22 protein-coding genes are annotated in these 18695 nt (G+C 69.3%); 12 read left to right on the plus strand and 10 right to left on the minus strand.

All coding sequences use genetic code 11. The features are described from left to right. Window positions 1-16 precede the first annotated feature (16 nt). From WFL22_RS06965 to WFL22_RS07015, 11 genes are all read left to right on the plus strand, one after another. Window positions 17-1186, plus strand: coding sequence for a M23 family metallopeptidase (locus WFL22_RS06965; protein ID WP_336992051.1), 1170 nt, complete (start codon window positions 17-19; stop codon window positions 1184-1186). After that, on the plus strand, window positions 1183-1449 hold the full coding sequence (locus WFL22_RS06970) for a DUF6112 family protein (protein ID WP_024356150.1): 267 nt from the start codon (window positions 1183-1185) through the stop codon (window positions 1447-1449). The genes WFL22_RS06965 and WFL22_RS06970 overlap by 4 nt, the downstream gene beginning before the upstream one ends. 83 nt (window positions 1450-1532) lie before the next feature. Beyond that, on the plus strand, window positions 1533-1805 hold the full coding sequence (locus WFL22_RS06975) for a DUF6112 family protein (RefSeq protein ID WP_017883881.1): 273 nt from the start codon (window positions 1533-1535) through the stop codon (window positions 1803-1805). A gap of 17 nt (window positions 1806-1822) precedes the next feature. After that, a complete protein-coding gene (locus WFL22_RS06980) occupies window positions 1823-3145 on the plus strand; it encodes a hypothetical protein (protein ID WP_017883882.1) in 1323 nt (440 codons plus the stop codon). 3 nt (window positions 3146-3148) lie between these two features. Continuing rightward, window positions 3149-4612, plus strand: a complete 1464-nt coding sequence (locus WFL22_RS06985) for an SCO6880 family protein (RefSeq protein ID WP_336992054.1) — start codon at window positions 3149-3151, stop codon at window positions 4610-4612. Between the two features lie 61 nt (window positions 4613-4673). Beyond that, entirely contained in the window at window positions 4674-5525 is an 852-nt protein-coding gene (locus tag WFL22_RS06990; protein WP_017883884.1) for a hypothetical protein, read from the plus strand. Then, the gene (locus tag WFL22_RS06995; RefSeq protein WP_031289979.1) at window positions 5522-7006 is read left to right on the plus strand and encodes an ATP-binding protein; all 1485 of its coding nucleotides are present in this window, start codon (window positions 5522-5524) and stop codon (window positions 7004-7006) included. The genes WFL22_RS06990 and WFL22_RS06995 overlap by 4 nt, the downstream gene beginning before the upstream one ends. A 235-nt stretch (window positions 7007-7241) precedes the next feature. Next, window positions 7242-7601: a Cd(II)/Pb(II)-sensing metalloregulatory transcriptional regulator CmtR gene (gene cmtR / locus WFL22_RS07000; protein WP_017883886.1), complete on the plus strand. Its 360-nt coding sequence runs from the start codon at window positions 7242-7244 to the stop codon at window positions 7599-7601. Next, a complete protein-coding gene (locus WFL22_RS07005; protein WP_336992057.1) occupies window positions 7598-9508 on the plus strand; it encodes a heavy metal translocating P-type ATPase in 1911 nt (636 codons plus the stop codon). Before cmtR ends, WFL22_RS07005 begins: the two co-directional genes overlap by 4 nt. Continuing rightward, the gene (gene lspA / locus WFL22_RS07010) at window positions 9505-10059 is read left to right on the plus strand and encodes a signal peptidase II (RefSeq protein ID WP_010157045.1); all 555 of its coding nucleotides are present in this window, start codon (window positions 9505-9507) and stop codon (window positions 10057-10059) included. The genes WFL22_RS07005 and lspA overlap by 4 nt, the downstream gene beginning before the upstream one ends. Continuing rightward, window positions 10056-10364, plus strand: coding sequence for a hypothetical protein (locus WFL22_RS07015; protein ID WP_010157044.1), 309 nt, complete (start codon window positions 10056-10058; stop codon window positions 10362-10364). The genes lspA and WFL22_RS07015 overlap by 4 nt, the downstream gene beginning before the upstream one ends. 146 nt (window positions 10365-10510) lie before the next feature. Here WFL22_RS07015 and WFL22_RS07020 read toward each other — a convergent pair whose 3' ends face one another. The 5 genes from WFL22_RS07020 to trxB are packed head-to-tail and all read right to left on the minus strand — an operon-like array spanning window position 10511 to window position 14315. Continuing rightward, the gene (locus tag WFL22_RS07020) at window positions 10511-10915 is read right to left on the minus strand and encodes an arsenate reductase ArsC (RefSeq protein ID WP_010157043.1); all 405 of its coding nucleotides are present in this window, start codon (window positions 10913-10915) and stop codon (window positions 10511-10513) included. A gap of 16 nt (window positions 10916-10931) precedes the next feature. Further along, window positions 10932-11936 carry a metalloregulator ArsR/SmtB family transcription factor gene (locus tag WFL22_RS07025; RefSeq protein ID WP_017883888.1) on the minus strand — a complete coding sequence of 335 codons (1005 nt, stop codon included), beginning with the start codon at window positions 11934-11936 and terminating at the stop codon, window positions 10932-10934. After that, window positions 11933-13021: an ACR3 family arsenite efflux transporter gene (gene arsB / locus WFL22_RS07030; protein ID WP_336992064.1), complete on the minus strand. Its 1089-nt coding sequence runs from the start codon at window positions 13019-13021 to the stop codon at window positions 11933-11935. The genes WFL22_RS07025 and arsB overlap by 4 nt, the downstream gene beginning before the upstream one ends. Next, entirely contained in the window at window positions 13018-13344 is a 327-nt protein-coding gene (trxA, locus tag WFL22_RS07035; RefSeq protein WP_010157039.1) for a thioredoxin, read from the minus strand. The genes arsB and trxA overlap by 4 nt, the downstream gene beginning before the upstream one ends. After that, the gene (trxB, locus tag WFL22_RS07040) at window positions 13341-14315 is read right to left on the minus strand and encodes a thioredoxin-disulfide reductase (RefSeq protein WP_336992065.1); all 975 of its coding nucleotides are present in this window, start codon (window positions 14313-14315) and stop codon (window positions 13341-13343) included. Before trxB ends, trxA begins: the two co-directional genes overlap by 4 nt. 174 nt (window positions 14316-14489) lie before the next feature. Between trxB and WFL22_RS07045 the strand changes: the two genes are divergently transcribed. Further along, complete coding sequence (locus WFL22_RS07045; protein ID WP_336992066.1) at window positions 14490-15506, plus strand: DinB/UmuC family translesion DNA polymerase; 1017 nt, start codon at window positions 14490-14492, stop codon at window positions 15504-15506. Between the two features lie 39 nt (window positions 15507-15545). Here the strand turns inward: WFL22_RS07045 and WFL22_RS07050 are convergent, their stop codons facing one another. The 5 genes from WFL22_RS07050 to WFL22_RS07070 all read right to left on the minus strand — a co-directional run bounded on the left by WFL22_RS07050 (window position 15546) and on the right by WFL22_RS07070 (window position 18636). Then, window positions 15546-15905, minus strand: a complete 360-nt coding sequence (locus tag WFL22_RS07050; protein WP_024356160.1) for a TFIIB-type zinc ribbon-containing protein — start codon at window positions 15903-15905, stop codon at window positions 15546-15548. Window positions 15906-15987: 82 nt separating this feature from the next. Next, entirely contained in the window at window positions 15988-16602 is a 615-nt protein-coding gene (locus tag WFL22_RS07055) for a vitamin K epoxide reductase family protein (RefSeq protein WP_017883891.1), read from the minus strand. Between the two features lie 101 nt (window positions 16603-16703). Then, window positions 16704-17084 carry a cupredoxin domain-containing protein gene (locus WFL22_RS07060; protein ID WP_017883892.1) on the minus strand — a complete coding sequence of 127 codons (381 nt, stop codon included), beginning with the start codon at window positions 17082-17084 and terminating at the stop codon, window positions 16704-16706. A gap of 82 nt (window positions 17085-17166) precedes the next feature. Then, a complete protein-coding gene (locus WFL22_RS07065) occupies window positions 17167-18225 on the minus strand; it encodes a CPBP family intramembrane glutamic endopeptidase (RefSeq protein WP_024356162.1) in 1059 nt (352 codons plus the stop codon). A 21-nt stretch (window positions 18226-18246) separates the two neighbouring features. Next, entirely contained in the window at window positions 18247-18636 is a 390-nt protein-coding gene (locus tag WFL22_RS07070) for a hypothetical protein (RefSeq protein ID WP_017883893.1), read from the minus strand. Window positions 18637-18695 lie beyond the last annotated feature (59 nt).

Consider the following 18695-nt stretch of genomic DNA (forward strand, 5'->3'; position numbering starts at 1 on the left):
CGAGGACGGCTCGGTGATGGTGAAGAAGCTGCTCGTCCTGTTCTTGGTGCTGTTCTGCGTCGGACCGTCGACCGCGCTGGTCGGCATGGGAGCGTTCATGGGCCCGTTAGGGTTCTGCCTCACGGATTCCCTGACGGTCGGCCCGATCCCGGACAAGCTCGCCGCGACCACTGCCGATGGCACCTCGGTTACGCTCGAGAAGCGGCAGCTCACCCACGCGGCGACGATCATCACCACCGGGGCGAGCATCCCCGGCGTCGGCCAGGCGGGTGTGCGCATCGCGCTCATGGCGGCGCTCACCGAGTCCCGGCTGCGGATGCTCGCCAACACCGGCGCCTACCCCGAATCCGGGAACTACCCGAACGACGGCGACGCCTCCGATCACGACAGCCTGGGGTTGTTCCAGATGCGGCCGGCCGCGGGCTGGGGTACGGTCGCTGAGCTTATGAACCCGACCTATCAGGCGAAGGCGTTCTACGGTGGTGAGCAGGGCCCGAACTTCCCCTCGCCGCGGGGCCTGCTCGACATTCCCGGCTGGCAGCAGATGGACCCAGGCTCCGCCGCGCAAGCCGTCGAAGTGTCGGCGTTCCCGGATCGGTACCGGAACTGGCAGCCCGTCGCCGAAGCGATCCTCACCGCCCTCACCAAGCCCGCCCCCAGCGGCGGCGGGAACCGTGGCGGGGCGGTGCCGGAGACCAGCCGCGTCGTGTTCCCGCTTCCCGAGGGCTCGTACACGAACACGGATAGCTTCGGCTGGCGCACCGACCCCTTCACCGGCGAGCGGCAGTTTCACTCCGGCTCCGACCTCGCCGCCGCCGACGGCACCCCGATCTACGCGGTCGCCGACGGCCGCGTGACCGTCGCGGAGTTCAGCTCCGGATGGGGCGGCCTCATCGTCATCGAACACACCGTCCAAGGCGCCCGGGTCGCGTCCTCTTACGCGCACATGTGGCAGGACGGCATCTACGTCACCAGCGGGGAGACCGTCGCGGCCGGGCAGCACATCGGCGATGTCGGCTCCTCCGGCCGCTCGACCGGCCCGCACCTGCACGTCGAGATCCGCCCCGGCGGGCAGGCCCAGCCCCCGGTGAACGCAGTCGAGTGGCTGGCGCAGCACGGCGCGGTCCCGAGTGACGGCACGACGGGCGCGCCCGGGTGTCGCGCGAACCTTGGAGGTGCCCGGTGAACGTGTTTCCCGACTTCGGCGCCGTCGGCGCATCCGGGGAGTTCGCGTCGGTGATCGGCGCGCTCCTCACCTACGTCCTCATCGGCGCCGTGCTCACCCTCCTCGTCTCTGCAACCATCTGGGCCATCGCCTCCCACACCGGGAACCCCTACACGGCGCAGAAAGCCCGCGTCGGCGTGTTCGTCGCCCTCGGCACCGCAGCCCTCGCCGGCGCCGGCATCGCCTGGGCGAACTTTCTCCTCACCATCGGCGACCGCATCTAAGGGCTCGGCCACCGGGCCTGCTGAGTGCACCTGCTTGTCGGACGGATCGCGTCCGCTTCACCGACCGGCAGGAGTGCCCAACCATGATCGATATCGACCCGAACAGCAACGGGCTTCCGGGGATCGCGCAACTGCGCGACATCGTCGGCGCGGTGATGACCGTCGGCCTCATCCTCAGCGTGCTGGCGCTCATCGTGTCCGCGATCGTCTGGGGCTTCGGCGCGAATAGCAGCAACCCGCACCTCGCGTCGAGGGGAAAGACGGGCGTGCTCGTGTCGTGCGGTGCGGCGGTGCTCGCTGGTGCGGCCGTCACGCTCATCAACTTCTTCTGGACCGTCGGCCAGGCCGTCAACTAGCCGGGTGGTGGTTCAGGGTGAGTATCTGCGACATCCCCGGCGTCTCCACCGTCTGCACCGCGATCGGCGAGGGCCCCGCCGGCCTCTTCTTCGGGTGGATCGCCTCCGCGATGGGGCTCGCCGTGTCCACCCTGTTCCAGGGCATGTGGGACGTGTTCTCCACCACCACCTCGGTCGACGTCACCAGCGACGGATACGTGAAGGTCTACAACATCCTGTTCGGCATCGCCGTGTTCGTGACGCTCCTGTTCTTCTGCTTCCAGCTCATCACCGGCCTCGCCCGCCGCGACCCGTCCGCACTCACCCGCGCCGCGCTCGGGGTCGCGAAATCGGTGCTCGGCTCGTTCGTGCTCATCACCTGCACCGCCCTGCTGCTCGAAATCACCGATCAGCTCTGCGTCGGCATCATCCAGGCCACCGGGCAGACGATCGAGAGCATGGACGACCGGCTCGCGCTCCTCATCACCGCGGTCACCATCACCTCGGTTGCTGGGGGTGCGGGGGCGCTGCTGACGATCTTTCTCGCGGGCCTCATGATCGCCGCGATCTTCATCCTCTGGTTCAGCCTCCTCATCCGGAAGGCCTTGCTGCTGGTCGCGATCGTGTTCGGCCCGGTCGCGCTCGCCGGCCTCACCTGGGAAGCGTCCCGCGGCTGGTTCGGGAAGTGGGCGACGTTCGTGGTCGCGCTGATCGCGTCGAAGCTCGTGATCGTGGTGATCTTCCTCATCGCCACCACCCAGGTCGCCGCACCCATCAGCCTCGACCTGAAATCCCTGTCCGAACCCATCGCCGGGATCGTGCTGCTGTTCGTCGCCGCGTTCGCCCCGTACCTGGCGTACAAGTTCCTGAGCTTCGTGGGCTTCGACATGTATCAGGCGTCCTCGATGGAGCAGGAGGCGAAGAACGCCCTCAACCGGCCCGTCCCGCTCCCGTCGAAGCCGAACGGCCCCGCCCCGAAGCAAGTGCTCAACGGCGCAGACACCGGCAAGGGCGCCGGAACGCCGAAGCCCACACCCACCCCAGCACCAGCGGCGGCGCCTGCCGCGGCCGGCACCGCAGCCCCGGCTGCCACCGGAGGCACGGCCGCACCGGCCGCCCCGGCTGCGGCTGCTGCGCCGCCGGTCGCGGCGGCCGTCGCCGCAGGAGTCGTCGTGAAAGAGACCGCGACCGCGGGCCCGAAGATCGGCGAGGCCATCGGTGACGCAGCGGACGGGCACGCGGGTAGTGCGTCCGAGCCGGCGGCTCCGCCGCCTGGGCCGCCGGTGCAGCAGCCGCCCGCGGTGCTCCCGCCGCCCTCGCCGCCAAGGACCGATCCGCCCGCCCCGACCGGGAAGCAGTAACCCATGAGCGCGAACACCTCCGAAGCGACGCTCGAGCTGCGTCCGGTGCAGTTCTCTCGCCTCACCAAGCGCGGCCTGCTCCTCGGCCTCTCCCTGCCACAGCTTCTCGTCCTCGCGACCGCGCTCGGCATCATCGTCACCGGCCTCTACACGGGCGGCGGACAGGGCCTTGCCTGGTCGTCGCCGGCGTGGGCATCCCTGGTGGTGATCGCGTGGGTGCCCGTCGGCGGGCGGAAGCTGATCGAGTGGGCGCCGATCGTCACCCGCTGGCTCCTCCGCACCCGCGCGAAGCAAACCCAGTATCGGCGCAGGGTGGTGAAGCCGCGCCCGGCGGGCACGCTCGCGCTCCCCGGCGACCTCGCCGCGCTCCGGGAATGGGTGGACCCCGAGACGGGGGCGGCGATGATCCACGACCCGCACGCCCAGACCCTCACCGTCGTGTGCGGGGTGGCGCATCCCGCGTTCGTGCTTCTCGACCCCGGCGAGCAGCAGCGCCGTGTCACCGGCTGGGGTCGCGTCCTTGCGGCCGCGTGCCGGTCCGGGAGGATCGCCCGCATCCAGGTGCAAGAGCGCACCCTGCCCGATTCCGGGTCGGGGCTGACCGAGTGGTGGCGCGAACACGGCCACGACGACGGCTCCTGGGCGGCGAACACCTACCGGGAGCTCATCGAACGGGCGGGCCCCGCCGGGGAACGCCACGCCACCACCGTGTCGCTCTCCCTTGACATGCGAGCCGCTACCCGGCAGATCCGTTCCGCGGGCGGCGGCATGAAGGGAGCGGCGGTGGTGCTCGGGCAGGAGATGCAGTCGTTCCAGACCGCGCTGCGCTCCGCCGAGCTGCAGATGACGGGATGGCTCACCCCGGGTGATGTCGCCCTGATCCTCCGCACCGCCTATGACCCCGCCGCCGGCCCCGCCTTGGAACGTCACGGCGCGCTCGGCCGGGAGCTCGCGACCGCGGGCCCGGTTGCGGTGAACGAGGCCTGGGACCGGCTGCGCTCCGACAGCGCGCACCACGCGGTGCTGTGGATCAGCGAATGGCCGAGGGCGCAGACCTTCCCCGGGTTCCTCGCCCCGCTCGTGCTGACCGGCGGGGTGCTGCGCTCCTTGTCGCTGCACTATCTGCCGGTGCGGGCGGATCAGGCCGCCAGGGATTTGCGGCGGAAGAAGACCGAGATGGTCGCCGACGCCGCCCAGCGCCGGAAGATCGGCCAGGTCGAAGACACCCAGGCCACCGCCGAATACGGCGACGTGCTGCAACAAGAATCTGAGCTGACCGCGGGGCACGGGGTGCTCCGCGTCGTCGGCCTCGTCTCCGTCTCCGCACCCACCAATGGGGAACTGGATGCCGCGGTATCGCAGATCGAGCAGGCCGCGATCCAGGCGTCCTGCGAAACCCGCCGCCTGGTCGGCCAGCAGGCGCAGGCCTTCACCGCGGCCGCGCTCCCGCTCTGCCGCCCCATCTGAACCAGCGGCGAACCTTCGCGCACCTGGCATACGAATCATCTTCACGATTGGAGCATCGGACATGCTGACCTTCACCGATCCCGTCGCTGACGCGGAGGAAGCCTATGAGGCGATGCGGGCGCTCGCGCACGCCAGCCGCACCTTCGAGCAGCCGGAGGACATGTACGGGGTGCTCGGCGATCTCCTCGGCAGCGTCCGATCCCTCGAACAAGTCCTCACCCAGATCGCCACCGCCCACGAGAGCTCGCGCGACCGCGCCGCCGACGACGCCGGAGACCGCGCCACGGGCGTCCGCGATGCACTCACGACCGCCGGGGAGCTGCGGCAGGCGGCGGCGCTCATCGGTGAGGCGGAACGACGCCTCGATGCGGCATCCGCGGCGGCGGGCCGGATCGCCTGGCACCCCGCCGCAGAAATGCCGGAAGTCGGGCATCTGATCAACGTGGTCTTCCTGCAAGGCGGCGAAGCCGACCGGCTCCTCGACCTCATCGACCAGGGCGGCGCCGATGCCGTGATCCAGGAACTCGCGGGCTACGACTACGGTGACGAGACCGTGGATGCCGCGCTCGAGAACGGGTACGTCTACGACACGCCGCCGCAAGGCCTCCTCGACTGCACTGCCCAGTTGGACGCCTACACGCTGGTCTACAACCAGGATCACCGGCACCTCGCCCTCTACCGGCACATGGACGTCCTCCCGTCCCCGGTGCTGCTCGGCCTCGAAGACCCCCGCCACGCCGCCACCACTACCGAATCGCCGTCGTCTGCGATCGCCGCCCCGTCTGGGGTGCGGGCGGGGCCGATCCTCGCGCGCGAGGCCGCGCGGGAGCAGTCGCGGCGAGACCGCCTCGGCACCCCGGCCATCCGCCGCGAGCAGCCCGGCAGGCAGACGGGGCGGGGGCTCGGCCGATGAGCGACGACACCGATCCGGGACGTCTGCATACCTCGGTGCTCGTCGGGCCCGAAGGAGAGCTCCGCCGGCACCGGAAAGCCCGCGCCCAGGCCGCCGCCCGCATCCACGCCGAAGCCCGCGCCGAAACTGTGGCGAAGTTGCGGGCGGAGGCGGCAGCAGCACGCGAAGCCCGCCGTGCCACTCGCTACCTGCCTCGTGCCGGAGAGGAGGGACCGGCGGCGTTGTGCACGCCGGGCCGGTTCCGGCTCCCGCGCCACCAGGACACCTCGGCCACGCTGTCGGGGCATTACCCGTTCCTCGCCGAAGGCGGGCTCGGCTCCGCCGGCACCTTCATCGGACAAGACCTCTACTCCGGCGGATCTTTCGTGTACGACCCGTGGGAGCTGTACCGGCAAGGCGTCATCACCGCCCCGAACCTGATCCTCGCCGGGATCGTCGGAAGCGGGAAGTCGTCGCTTGCGAAAGCGCTCTACACGAGGGCGCTCCCGTTCGGGCGGCGCGTCTACGTTCCCGGCGACCCGAAAGGCGAGCACACCCCCGTCGCCCGCGCCGTCGGGGGCCGCGCGATCGTCCTCGGCCCCTCGCTCCCGACCCGTTTGAACCCGCTCGATGAGGGATACCGGGCCGCGGGCATCCCGGACGCCGACTGGGCTACACAGGTCGCAGCCCGCCGCCGGGATCTCATCGGCGCCCTCGCGGAGACCGTGCTCGACCGGCGGCTCTCTCCGGTCGAGCACACCGCGATCGATATCGCTCTCGCAGACGCCGTCAGATCAGCGGAGGTGCCGATCCTACCGATGGTCGTCGACCGCATCCTCTCGCCCTCATCGGCGGACGATCCCGACGGCCGGCTCGCAGAAGACGGGCGGATGCTCGGGCACGCGCTCCGACGGCTGGTCGCCGGGGATCTCAGCGGCTTGTTCGATGGGCCGTCGACGGAGAAGTTCGACCCGACGCTGCCGATGCTCTCCCTCGACCTGTCCCGCGTCTCGGAGAACAGCGCCCTGCTCGCCGTGCTCATGACCTGCTCTGCGGCGTGGATGGAATCAGCGCTCCAAGACCCGTCCGGCGGTCAGCGCTTCGTCGTCTACGACGAAGCCTGGCGCCTCATGTCCTACCCAAGCTTGCTTGCCCGCATGGATGCGCAATGGCGGCTCGCCCGCCACTACGGCATCAGCAACCTGCTCATCTTCCACAAGCTCACCGACTTGGAGAACGTCGGCGACCAAGGCTCCAGAATGCGCGCCCTCGCATCGTCGCTGCTCGCGAACGCCGAAACGAGGATCGTGTACCGGCAAGAGAGCGATCAGCTCGGCGTCACCGCACAAACCCTCGGACTCACCGGAACCGAACGCTCACTTCTCCCTGGGCTCGGCATCGGGCAGGGCCTCTGGAAGATCAAAGACCGCAGCTTCGTCGTGCAAGCGCAGTTACACCCCGCCGAACTGGAACTCTTCGACACCCGCGCCCGAATGCTCTAAAAAACCTAGATGTTCCGGTGAATATTGACGGTTTTGGCGGGAACTTCCGCCCGTGCCGTCGTTTTGGTGTGGGTGCGGGTGGATGTTCGAGGAACTGCCTCCTCTGCGACTGTACCGCGCCCGCCGGTGCGGGTGTCGTGAGGGCTCCGCGGGGGCGGGAGTGCCGCTGCTGGGTCGCGGGTGCATGGTTCGCCATCATCGACAATAGTTCAGTGCTTGCTGTATAGTTCAGTGCATGCTGACTATTGCTTCGCGTCTCGACGTCATGAACCGGCTGGGCCGGGCCATGGCGGACCCGACGCGCTCCCGGATCCTGATGACCCTGCTGGACGGCCCGAGCTACCCGGCCGTGCTCTCGCGCGAGTTGGAGCTGACGCGCTCCAACGTGTCGAACCATCTGACCTGTCTTCGCGACTGCGGGATCGTAGTCGCCGAGCCCGAGGGTCGGCAGACGCGCTACGAGATCGCCGACCCGCACCTCGCGGCGGCGCTCACGGCGCTGGTGGACGTGACGCTGGCCGTGGACGAGCACGCGCCGTGCATGGACGCCGAGTGCACGGTGCCGGGCTGCTGTGGGACGGGAGCGGGCGCGTGAGCGCGGCGTGCGGCTGCGACGAGCCGGAGACCCGGGTCAGCGAGGAGGCCGAGGAGGAGCGGGAGCGTCCGTGGTGGCGTGACCGCGGGATCATGGTCCCGGTGCTCTCCGGCGTAGCGTTCGGTACGGGCCTGGTCCTGGAATGGACGGGTGCGGAGATCCCGGCGCTGGTGGCGTTCTGGATCGGCCTGCTGCTGGGTGCGTCGACGTTCACGCCCGGCGCGATCCGCAAGCTGTTCACGGGCAAGCTGGGCATCGGGCTGCTGATGACGATCAGCGCGGTCGGCGCGGTCATCCTCGGCTACGTCGAGGAGGCCGCGGCGCTGGCGTTCCTGTACTCCATCGCCGAAGCGCTGGAGGACAAGGCCATGGACCGCGCCCGCGGCGGGCTGCGGGCGCTGCTCAAGCTGGTCCCGGAGACCGCGACCATCCGGCAGGACGGCGCGCCCGTGGAGGTCGCCGCGAAGGATCTGGCCGTTGGTCAGCTGATGCTCGTGCGTCCGGGTGAGCGGATCGCGACCGACGGGATCGTCCGGACGGGCCGGTCGAGCCTGGACACCTCGGCGATCACCGGGGAGTCGATCCCGGTGGAGGTCGAGCCCGGCGACGCGGTGTCGGCCGGGGCGATCAACACCGCCGGTGCCCTGGAGGTCGAGACGACCGCAGCGGGCACCGACAACTCGCTGACCACGATCGTGGAGCTGGTGGAGCAGGCGCAGGCCGAGAAGGGCGACCGCGCCCGCCTGGCCGACCGCATCGCCCGCCCGCTCGTGCCCGGCGTGCTGATCCTCGCCGCCCTCGTCGCGGTCATCGGCTCGCTGCTGGGCGACCCGGAGCTGTGGATCACCCGCGCCCTCGTGGTGCTCGTCGCCGCGTCGCCGTGCGCGCTGGCGATCTCCGTCCCGCTGACCGTCGTCGCCGCGATCGGCTCAGCGAGCAGGTTCGGCGTGATCATCAAGTCCGGTGCCGTGTTCGAACGGTTCGGCGTGATCCGCCACGTCGCCGTCGACAAGACCGGCACCCTCACCCGCAACGAGCCCGCCGTCACCGCCATCCTCACCGCCGACGGCGTGACCGAGGCGCAGGCCCTGGCCTGGGCGGCATCCCTGGAGCAGCACAGCACCCACCCGCTGGCCGCCGCGATCACCGCCGCCTCGCCCGGAGCCCCCGCCGCCCTGGACGTGACCGAGCAGGCCGGGCACGGCATCGAGGGCACCCTCGACGGGGCCCGAGTCACCGTCGGCAGCCCTCGATGGCTGGACGCCGGGACGCTCAAGGACCAGGTGGCGGGCCTGGAGGAGCAGGGCATGACCGTCGTGATCGTGCACCGCGACGGCGTCCCGGTCGCCGCGATCGGGGTCCGCGACGAGCTGCGACCCGAAGTCCCCGAGGTGGTCCGCACCCTCGCCGCCCAGGGCGTCGGGATGACCATGCTCACCGGCGACAACGCCCGCACCGCCCGGGCGCTGGCCGCGCAGGCCGGGATCGAGGATGTGCGCGCCGAGCTGCGCCCGGAGGACAAGGCCGCCGCGATCGGCGAGCTGGGCAGGCACGGCTCGGTCGCGATGATCGGCGACGGCATCAACGACGCCCCCGCCCTCGCCGCCGCGGACATCGGCATCGCGATGGGCGCGACCGGCTCCGACGCCGCGATCGAGTCCGCCGACGTCGCCTTCACCGGCCACGACCTGCGGCTCCTCCCGCGGGCGTTCGACCACGCCCGTCGCGGACGGCGCATTATCAATCAGAACATCATCCTGTCGCTGCTGATCATCACCGCCCTGCTGCCGCTGGCCCTGTTCGGCGTGCTGGGGCTGGCCGCGGTGGTGCTGGTGCACGAGATCGCCGAGGTGATCGTGATCCTCAACGGGCTGCGCGCCGCGCGCACCAGGAAGTCGATCGCGTGACCGCGCAGGGCACCGTCGTCGCCGAGGGGACGAGCCCGCCCTCCCCGAAAGGTCGGAGGGCACTCGGCGTCGCCCTCGCGGTCGCCGTGCTCGCCGTGGCCCTCGATCAGGGGTCGAAGGCCCTCGCTGTGGCGCAGTTGACTTCTGGCGAGCGGGTTCCGCTGGTCGGCGACCTGTTCGGCCTGTCCCTGGTCTACAACCCCGGAGCCGCGTTCTCGCTCGGCTCCGGGTCCACCTGGATCTTCACCCTCGTCGGCCTCCTCGCCGCCATCGCGGTAGTTGTGTTCGCTGTGCGGCTGCGTGGCGCGCGGTGGGGTGCCGCGTTGGGCCTGGTCCTCGGCGGCGCGGTCGGCAACCTCGTCGACCGGCTCCTGAACCCGCCCTCCTTCGGACAGGGGCAGGTCACGGACTTCCTCGCCTACGGCGACCTGTTCGTCGGGAACGTCGCCGATGTTTTCGTCGTCGCCGGTGTCGGCCTGCTCTGCCTGATCCTTCTCCCGCCAGGCCCGGACCGGGCGTCGAACGACGCGCGATTCGAGGATGCCGCATGAAGGTCGAGCTGCTGCACATTGTCGGTTGCCCGAACACGGACGTGGCCGAAGCCAACGCGCGCGCAGCACTGGACGCTCTTGGATTCAGGGCCGTGCCTGTCGAGCTGGTCACGATCCGGACCGAGGCCGAGGCGGTAAGCACCCGGTTCGGAGGCTCGCCCACGATCCTCGTCGACGGCGTCGACCTGTTCCCGACAGCACCGGTCCGCTCGCTCGCGTGCCGCGTCTATGCGACGAGGAACGGGTTCGCCGGAGCGCCTACGCAGGAGCAGATCGAAGCAGCGCTGCGAGGCGCGTCCCGGTAGAGCAAGAACGGGCTGTAGCGCGATCGATGGCGCACGCCTCACGGCACATCGGTGTTCGCCGCAGGGACCAGGAAACCCGGAAACACAGCGGAGAGGCAGGGCCATTGGCCGCTGCCCCTCCCGTGCTCGCAGTCCCTCGCAGTCCCTCAGACGAGCAGTTCCGCCAGCAGCGTTTCGACGCGACCTTTGATCTCGTCCCGGATCGGGCGCACGGCATCGATGCCCTGTCCGGCCGGGTCGTCGAGCTTCCAGTCCTCGTAGCGCTTGCCGGGGAAGAACGGGCACGCGTCGCCGCAGCCCATGGTGATCACCACGTCGGAGTCCTGCACCGCTTCGGTGGTGAGCACTTTCGGCTGTTCGGCGGTGATGTCGATGCCGACTTCGCGCATCGCCTCGACGGCGACGGAGTTGATCTGGTCGGCGGGTATGGATCCGGCGGAGCGGACCTCGACGCGGTCGCCTGCGAGCTCGCGGAGCCAGCCGGCGGCCATCTGGGAGCGCCCGGCGTTGTGGACGCAGACGAAGAGGACGGAAGGCTTCTGGTCAGTCATTGTTGTTCGCTTTCGTTCAGTCGGTGAGCGTGGCGAGGAGCTCGCGGACGCGGCCCTCGATATCGTGGCGGATCGCGTCGACCCCGTCCGGGGAAGCGAGAGCCGGGTCGCCCACGGCCCAGTCCTCGTAGCGGACGCCGGGGATGATCGGGCAGACGTCGCCGCAGCCCATGGTGACCACCACGTCGGCCGCGCGCACGGCGTCGTCGGTGAGCGGCTTCGGGAACGCCGTCTCGGCTTCCTGCTCGCCCTCGATCTCCGTGAGCAGGGAGCGCACGTGCGGGTGCATGTCCGAGGCAGGGGCGGAGCCTGCTGAGCGGGCGATCACGGCACCGCCTGCGAGCTGGTTGACGATCGCGGCGGCGAGCTGGGAGCGGCCCGCGTTCTGCACGCACACAAACAGCACCTGCGGCACCCCGGCCGAGCGGTCCCTGGCCAGGTCGGCGAGGCGCTGCCGGGCGAACCGTTCGGTCAGCGGGATCATGTGCGCCGTCAGCTTCGCTGAACGCACCAGGCCGGCGTAGGACTCGCGCACGATCGCGATCACGAGGTCCCGGTTCAGCCCGGTGAGCTCGTCCGCGAGCTCTTCGGCGAGGCGGGTCACGCGGGCGTCCATCTGCTGCAGGGCCGCGGCCCGTGCTGCGGCGTCTTCGGGTTCGTCGGTGACGGCCGCGGCGGGAGCGAACGCGTCGAGGAGGGACGCGACGGCGCGCTGCTTGCCCGGCGCGATGCGGTACCAGACCCAGGTGCCGCGCCGCTCGGAGGCCAGCATCCCGGTCTCCTTGAGCACCTTCAGGTGGTGCGAGACCGTCGGCTGGGAGACCTCTGCCAGCTCGGCGAGGTCGCACACGCAGGACTCGCCGCGCGGGTCGGCCGCGATCGCGGAGAGCATCCGCAGCCGCAGCGGGTCCGCCAGCGCCTTCAGAGCACTGGCGACCGTGCTCGCCGCCTCCGCGCCGATTGCGTGGGTCGTCGACGGCGAGCATGCCTCGGCGTCGGGGATGGTGGCAGCGTCGGTCATGACGTCCTCGATTCAGCGGTATACGGATCCGTGCGGAACCAGGCTCTGGCGGCCCAGAGGGAGACGTAGACGAGGCCGACGAGCACAGGGACCTCGATGAGCGGACCCACGACGCCGGCCAGCGCCTGGCCGGAGGCGGCCCCGAAGGTCCCGATGGCGACGGCGATCGCGAGCTCGAAGTTGTTGCCCGCCGCGGTGAACGCCAGCGTCGTCGACCGCGCGTAGCCGAGGCCGATGCCCTTGCCGAGCAGGATGCCGGCGAACCACATCAGTGCGAAGTAGACCAGCAGCGGCAGCGCGATGCGCGCCACGTCGAGAGGCTTCGCCAGCACCGCGTTGCCCTGCAGTGCGAACAGCAGCACGATCGTGAACAGCAGCCCGTAGAGCGCCCACGGCCCGATCCTCGGGAGGAACTTCTCTTCGTACCAGTCGCGCCCCTTGCGCTTCTCGCCGATGAAGCGGGACGCGAAGCCCGCGATGAGCGGGATCCCGAGGAACACGAGCACGTTCAGCGCGATCTGCCAGACCGAGATCTCCAGTCCCTGTGCGTCCAGGCCCAGCCAGCCCGGCAGCACAGTCAGGTAGAACCAGCCCAGCACCGAGAACATCACGACCTGGAAGACCGAGTTGATCGCGACGAGCACCGCGGTCGCCTCGCGGTCGCCGCAGGCGAGGTCGTTCCAGATCACGACCATAGCGATGCATCGGGCGAGGCCGACGATGATTAGCCCGGTCCGGTACTCGGGCAGGTCCGGCAGGAAGATCCACGCGAGCGCGAACATCACCGCGGGCCCGACGAGCCAGTTCAGCACGAGCGAGGAGACCAGGAGCTTCTTGTCACCCGTGACGGCTGCGACCTTGTCGTAGCGGACCTTCGCGAGCACGGGGTACATCATCACCAGCAGGCCCAGCCCGATCGGGACCGAGATCCCGCCGACCTCCATCGCAGACAGCGCGTCGGAGAGCGCCGGCACGAACCGGCCGAGCACGAGGCCGGCGACCATCGCGAGGCCGATCCAGAGCGGCAGCCACTTGTCGAGGGTGGAGAGCCGTTTCGGGGTGGTGCGGGTCAGGGCGTCGGTCATGCGAGCAGCTCCTCGAGCTTCGCGACGTAGACGGGTTTCGGGTGCGCGCCGATCAGCACGTCGACACGTTCCCCGTTCCGGTAGAAGCCGAGGGTCGGGATCGAGGTCACGCCGGCCGCGGTCACGGTCTCGGGGTTCTGGTCGGCGTCGATCTTCACGATCTTCACCCGGCCCTCGTACTCGCCGGCGAGCTGGTCCAGGATCGGGGCGATCGCCCTGCACGGGCCGCACCAGGTCGCCCAGATGTCGACCACGACGGGCAGCTCGGACTCGAGCACCTCGGCCTGGAAGGTGGCGTCGGTGACGGGGGTGACGGTGCTCATACGGAGACCTCCAGAACAGGCTCGGAAACGGTGGCGGGTGCGAGGTGCGACAGGTAGTGCTGGGCGTCCTGCGCGGCCGCGCAGCCGGTGCCCGCGGCGGTGATCGCCTGCCGATACGTGTGGTCGACGAGATCCCCGGCCGCGAACACCCCGGCCAGATTCGTCCGCGTCGACGGGTGCGCGACCCGCACGTACCCGTCCGCGTCGGTGTCGACCTGCCCAGTCACGAGCTCGGAGCGCGGGTCGTGCCCGATCGCGACGAACACCCCCGTCGCGTCGAGCCTCCGCTCGGCCCCGGTGATCGTGTCGCGCAGCGTGAGCCCGGTGACCTGCTCGTCGCCGAGGATCGCGGCGACCTCGCTGTTCCAGGCGACCTCGATCTTCGGATCGTCCAGCACGCGCTGTGCCATGATTCTCGACGCCCGGAACTCGTCGCGGCGGTGCACCACGGTCACCTTCGATGCAAACCGGGTGAGGAACAAGGCCTCCTCCATCGCGGAGTCCCCGCCGCCGACCACGACGATCTCCTGCTTCCGGAAGAAGAACCCGTCGCAGGTCGCGCACCACGACACCCCGTGCCCCGACAGGCGCTCCTCCTCGGGAAGGCCGAGCTTGCGGTACGCGGAACCCATCGTCAGGATCACCGCCCGCGCCCGATACGTCGCCCCGGCACCGGTCTCGATGGTCTTCACGTCGCCGTCGAGCTCGAGGCGAATCGCGTCGTCGTAGACGATCCGAGCGCCGAACCGCTCAGCCTGCGCCCGCATCGACTCCATCAGCTCCGGCCCCTGCACGCCATCGACGAAGCCGGGGAAGTTCTCCACCTCGGTCGTCGTCATCAGCGCACCGCCCGCGGTGACCGAGCCCGCGATCACGTTCGGCGCAAGACCCGCGCGGGCCGCGTAGACCGCCGCGGTGTATCCGGCGGGACCGGACCCGACGATGACCAGTTCGACTTCTTGATTCGACATACTTCTATATTGACATCTATCGAATCAGTTCGCGAGCCCATGCCGGCTTTGTCACCGGATGTTCACCTACCGTGCTCAGGCAGGGCTGCCAACGCCCTTCGCGCGTGACCTCCGCATCATCGACGAACAGTGCATGAAAAGTGCACTCTTCAACAATCGGACCTACCAGTAGAGGTGCTCGAGCGCTTCACGCACGAGCTCGACGTGTATTCGATCGACGAGGCGTTCGCCGCGGTGGATCGTCGGACTTCGGCCGATCCCGAGGCCATGTCGGTGCTCGGGCGCACAATCAGAGACGAGGTGCGCCGGCTCGTCGGCGTGCCCGTCTGCGTCGGGATCGCGCCGACCCGCACCCTCGCGAAGCTCGCGAACCGCGCGGCCAAGAAGATCCCGGTCTTCGAAGGGGTGTGCGTGCGGCCGGCGACGCGGGAGGCGTGGCGCGAGCAGCTGATGCGCCGACTGCCGGTCTCGGAGGTCTGGGGGATCGCGCGGCGCCTCGAGCGGCGGCTCGCAGGGTACGGCATCACCTCCGTGTGGGATCTCGCCACCGCGGATCCTGCGCAGATCCGACGCTGCTTTTCCGTGGTCGTCATGCGTACCGCGCTCGAGCTGCGCGGGGTCGCGTGCATCGGCCCGGAGGAGGATCGCACGGGGAAGAAAGACGAGCTGATCGTGTCGCGTTCCTTCTCAGAGAAGGTGTCCACGATTGAGGGGATGCGGCAGGCGCTCTCGATCTATGCGCAGCAGGCCGCGGCGCGCCTGGTGAAGCACCGGCAGGTGGCGAAGTCGGTGCAGGCGTTCGCCGGCACGAGTCACTGGCACGAGCAGCAGCACTATCCGGCTGTCCGGGTGCCGCTCCCCTATCCGACGGCCGATCCGGTCATGCTGACGCGAGCGGCACATCTGCTGCTCCCGCAGATTCAGGAGGAAACGCGGTATGCGCGGGCCGGGCTCCTGCTTACGGATCTGCACGCGGCTGAGGCGCACCAGGCCCTCGAGTTGTTCAGGCACGTCCACGAGGATGCGAGTATCGCGACGCTCGTGGACGCGGTGCAGAAGAAGGCCGGCCGAGAGGTGCTCGGGCTCGGCTATGGCGGTCTCCGGCCCGGCCCGGCCTGGCAGATGAAGCGTGGACTGCTGACGCCCAGGGCGACAACTCATTGGGACGAGCTCATGATCGTCCGGGCGTAGGGCCGACTACCGTCTGCAGCTACGACTGTGCTGAAGCTCTCAGGAGTCGAAGATGTCTCCGAGGAACTCGAAGGGACTCTTCTTTTTGCGGTAGCGGGGGTCGCGTTGGCGATCGTCGGAGTAGCCGCCGCGTCGGTCACCGTGGTGGCCTTCTCGTCGGCGGTCGTCGTGATGACTGTCGCGACGTCGATCGTCGTACCGGGGTGCCTCGTAGTCGTCATAGCGGGGTTCTGCATACTGCGAGCCTGGCGCCGCGTCGCTTTCGGCCTGCATACGCTCGAGGATCTTGTCTAGCTCGCCCCGGTCGAGCCAGATGCCCCGGCACTGCGGGCAGTAGTCGACTTCGACTCCCTGTCGCTCGCTCATCAACAGGGTGGTTCCATCGCTGGGGCAGTTCATGATGTCAGCGTAAAGCAGCCGGGTCGCTCCCTGGCTGTGAAGTTGACTGCCGCAGCCTGGGAGTTCGTCGCGCGTTGCCGAGTCAGAGTCGGAACTCCAAGAGCCAGTCGACGGCGAGCTGCGCGACGGTGGCGACAATGACGAAGTGGAGGAGGATCGCGACCCATGCCCAGGACGCGAATCCTTTGAGCGCGCGCATGGCGGAGTCGCCCGGGAGGAGGAGGCCGTCGGCGCCGGCTTTCGCGACGGTGACCCACCAGAGCGGGATCATGGCCGTCCAGACGACCATGCACCAGGGGCAGAGGGTGCCGAGAGAGTAGAAGCTCTGGTACTGCAGCCAGGTGATGAAGACGATGCCTCCGAGGAGGCCGAGGCAGTAGAGCCGCCAGAACCATTGGGCGAAGTGTGCTCCGGCGAGGATCGCGGCCCCGACGAGGATCGGCGCGGTGAAGGCGGTGACGCCGATGATGGTGTTGGAGAACCCGAAGAGGGAACCCTGCCAGGAGTCCATGTTCGGCCCGCAGGTGACGAGCTTCGAGATGTTGCAGTTGGGCGCGTGGGTGGGTTCCTGCAGGGTCTTGATGTACTCGGTGAGCAGTTCGAAGGAGGCGAACCAGCCGACGATGCCGGCCACGATCGAGAACCAGGCGAAGCCGATGCGTCGTCGGCGTAGCGGTGTCTCAGCGCTCGTGGTCATGGTTCGAATCTACACAAGGGGAGGCTGAACGGATGACGGCTGCTCGATACGAATGCAGCGGCCGGGCAGAGGCGCTCTGCATGCGGGATCCTGGGCACGGGTCAGTCGGCCGTCACGTTGACGACGCCTTTCATCTCCGCGTGAATGGAACAGTCGTATTCGTAGCTGCCGGCCTGGTCGAAGACATGGGTGAAGCTGCCCTGTCGCATGAGATCGCTCACGAAGCTCGCATCCTGGGCGACGACATCGTGCTCGTTCTGTCCCTCGAACACCCAGCGCACCGCTTCGCCCTCGGCAACCTCGACCTCGGCTATGTCGTAGGCGTTGTCGTAGGCCCGTACCGTGACGGCGGGGGCGGCGTCCTCGGCAGAGGGGGTGACCTCGGGCTTCGTGGCGGCACAGGCGGCGAGTCCTCCGAGCAGGCCGACTGTTAGGACGGCTCCGAGGGCGTGCACGAGGATGCGGCGAGTGTCGGCGTCCATGGTGTCTCTCTTACTCTCGATTTCTGGGTTAGTGTGGGCGTGCGACGCGGGACTGCTCTCCCGGTGTCGACTCGGCGGCGCTCTACCGGGTTCCCCGCTCCTTCGGCGCGGAGGTGTGCTGGATGAGGTCGATGCGCTGCCGGCCGTACCCGCCCCGTGTGAAGACGCGCAGCGTGAGCCAGGCGAAGAGCGCAAGACCGGCGATCTGGCCGATCAGTCCGGCGGCGCTGCCGTCGCCTGTGGTCTGCGCGGTTTCCCCGGTGAGGCCCGACGCCATGATGCCGAAAGCGACGTAGTTGTTGACGACGTGGATCGCGATCGCTGCCTCGAGGCCGCCGGTGCGCCAGGTGAGCCAGGCGGATACTGCGCCAAGCAACCCGACGGCGAGGAGTCCCCAGATGTCGTAGATGTGGAGGGACGCGAAGCCGATCGAGGGGATCAGGATCGCGAACCAGGGGTTTCTGAGCCAGGCTCCCAGCACCTGCATGAAGAGTCCCCGGAAGACGATCTCTTCGGCAGTGGATTGCAGCGGCACCAGGAGCAGCACGAGCAGCATCGATAGCAGCGCGGCGCGTGCATCGAAGGCAGTCTCGTTCGCAGCCGCTGCAGGGTCGGTGGCGGGCTCGAGGAGCACGCCTGCGGCGATACCGACGAGGTTCATCACGGCGATCGCGAGCACGGAGATGACGAACAGTCGCCCGAGCAGCCCCCAGCGCATGCGGGCCGCGACTGACCAGATCAGGCCGATGGGCCGCATGCCGAGGACGAGCATCGCGAGCAGCACCGCCGGGAGCATGATGATGATCGACACCATGCTCACGAGTACCGAGACGGGCCGTTGGGTGTCGAGCGCCGCGGCAGTGCCGGCGGCGACCTGCGCCGGATAGTCGGGATCCGTGAGCAGGAGCACTGGGATGACGGCCACGGTGACTACCACGGTGAGGATGCCGAAGAAGGCCCCTGACAGCAGGAGCAGGGCGAGCGGTTTCCACCATCGGTAGGCGGAGGTGCCGCGCAGCAGGCTGTGGTAGTCGAGCGGTTCGGTCTCCATGATGCGCAGCTGCGGCGGCGTGCCCCGTGCCCAGCCCCAGGACGGCGACACTGCAGACGGCGCGTGGGGCTCGGACTCGGGGCTGGACATGCGGGGAACTGCGGTTGCGGCTCAGGCGGGGGCGTTCGTCGGCTGCTGCGCGCGGTAGCGGCGGGCGCGGACGAAGGAGGCGATGCCGACGGCGAGGAATACGAGGAGCACGACGAAGGTGACGGTGCTCGCGATCACGGCGTTCGGTCGCTCGGCGGTGCCGGCGAAGAGTTCCCCGATCTTCATCACGTTCATCACGGTGCCGGCGATGCCGAGGAGGGCGATCGCGAGGGCGGCGTGGATCGCGTGGCGGCGGGCTTTCGGCGCGCGTGAGATGACGGCTGCGACGAGGATGAGCACGCCGAGTGCGGAGGGGATGAGTGCGGTCATGCTGCTCGCGTCGGACGCGAAGTAGGCGACGACGCCGGTGGCGGTGAGGATGCCGCCGACGGCGAAGGTGAGTCCGGTCATGGTCAGTATTCCTTTCGCAGACGCCGCAGGGGTTCTGGGCCGCGCCGGGCGCCCGGGAT

Source organism: Leucobacter sp. VD1 (assembly GCF_037150695.1).
Classification (GTDB): Bacteria; Actinomycetota; Actinomycetes; order Actinomycetales; family Microbacteriaceae; genus Leucobacter.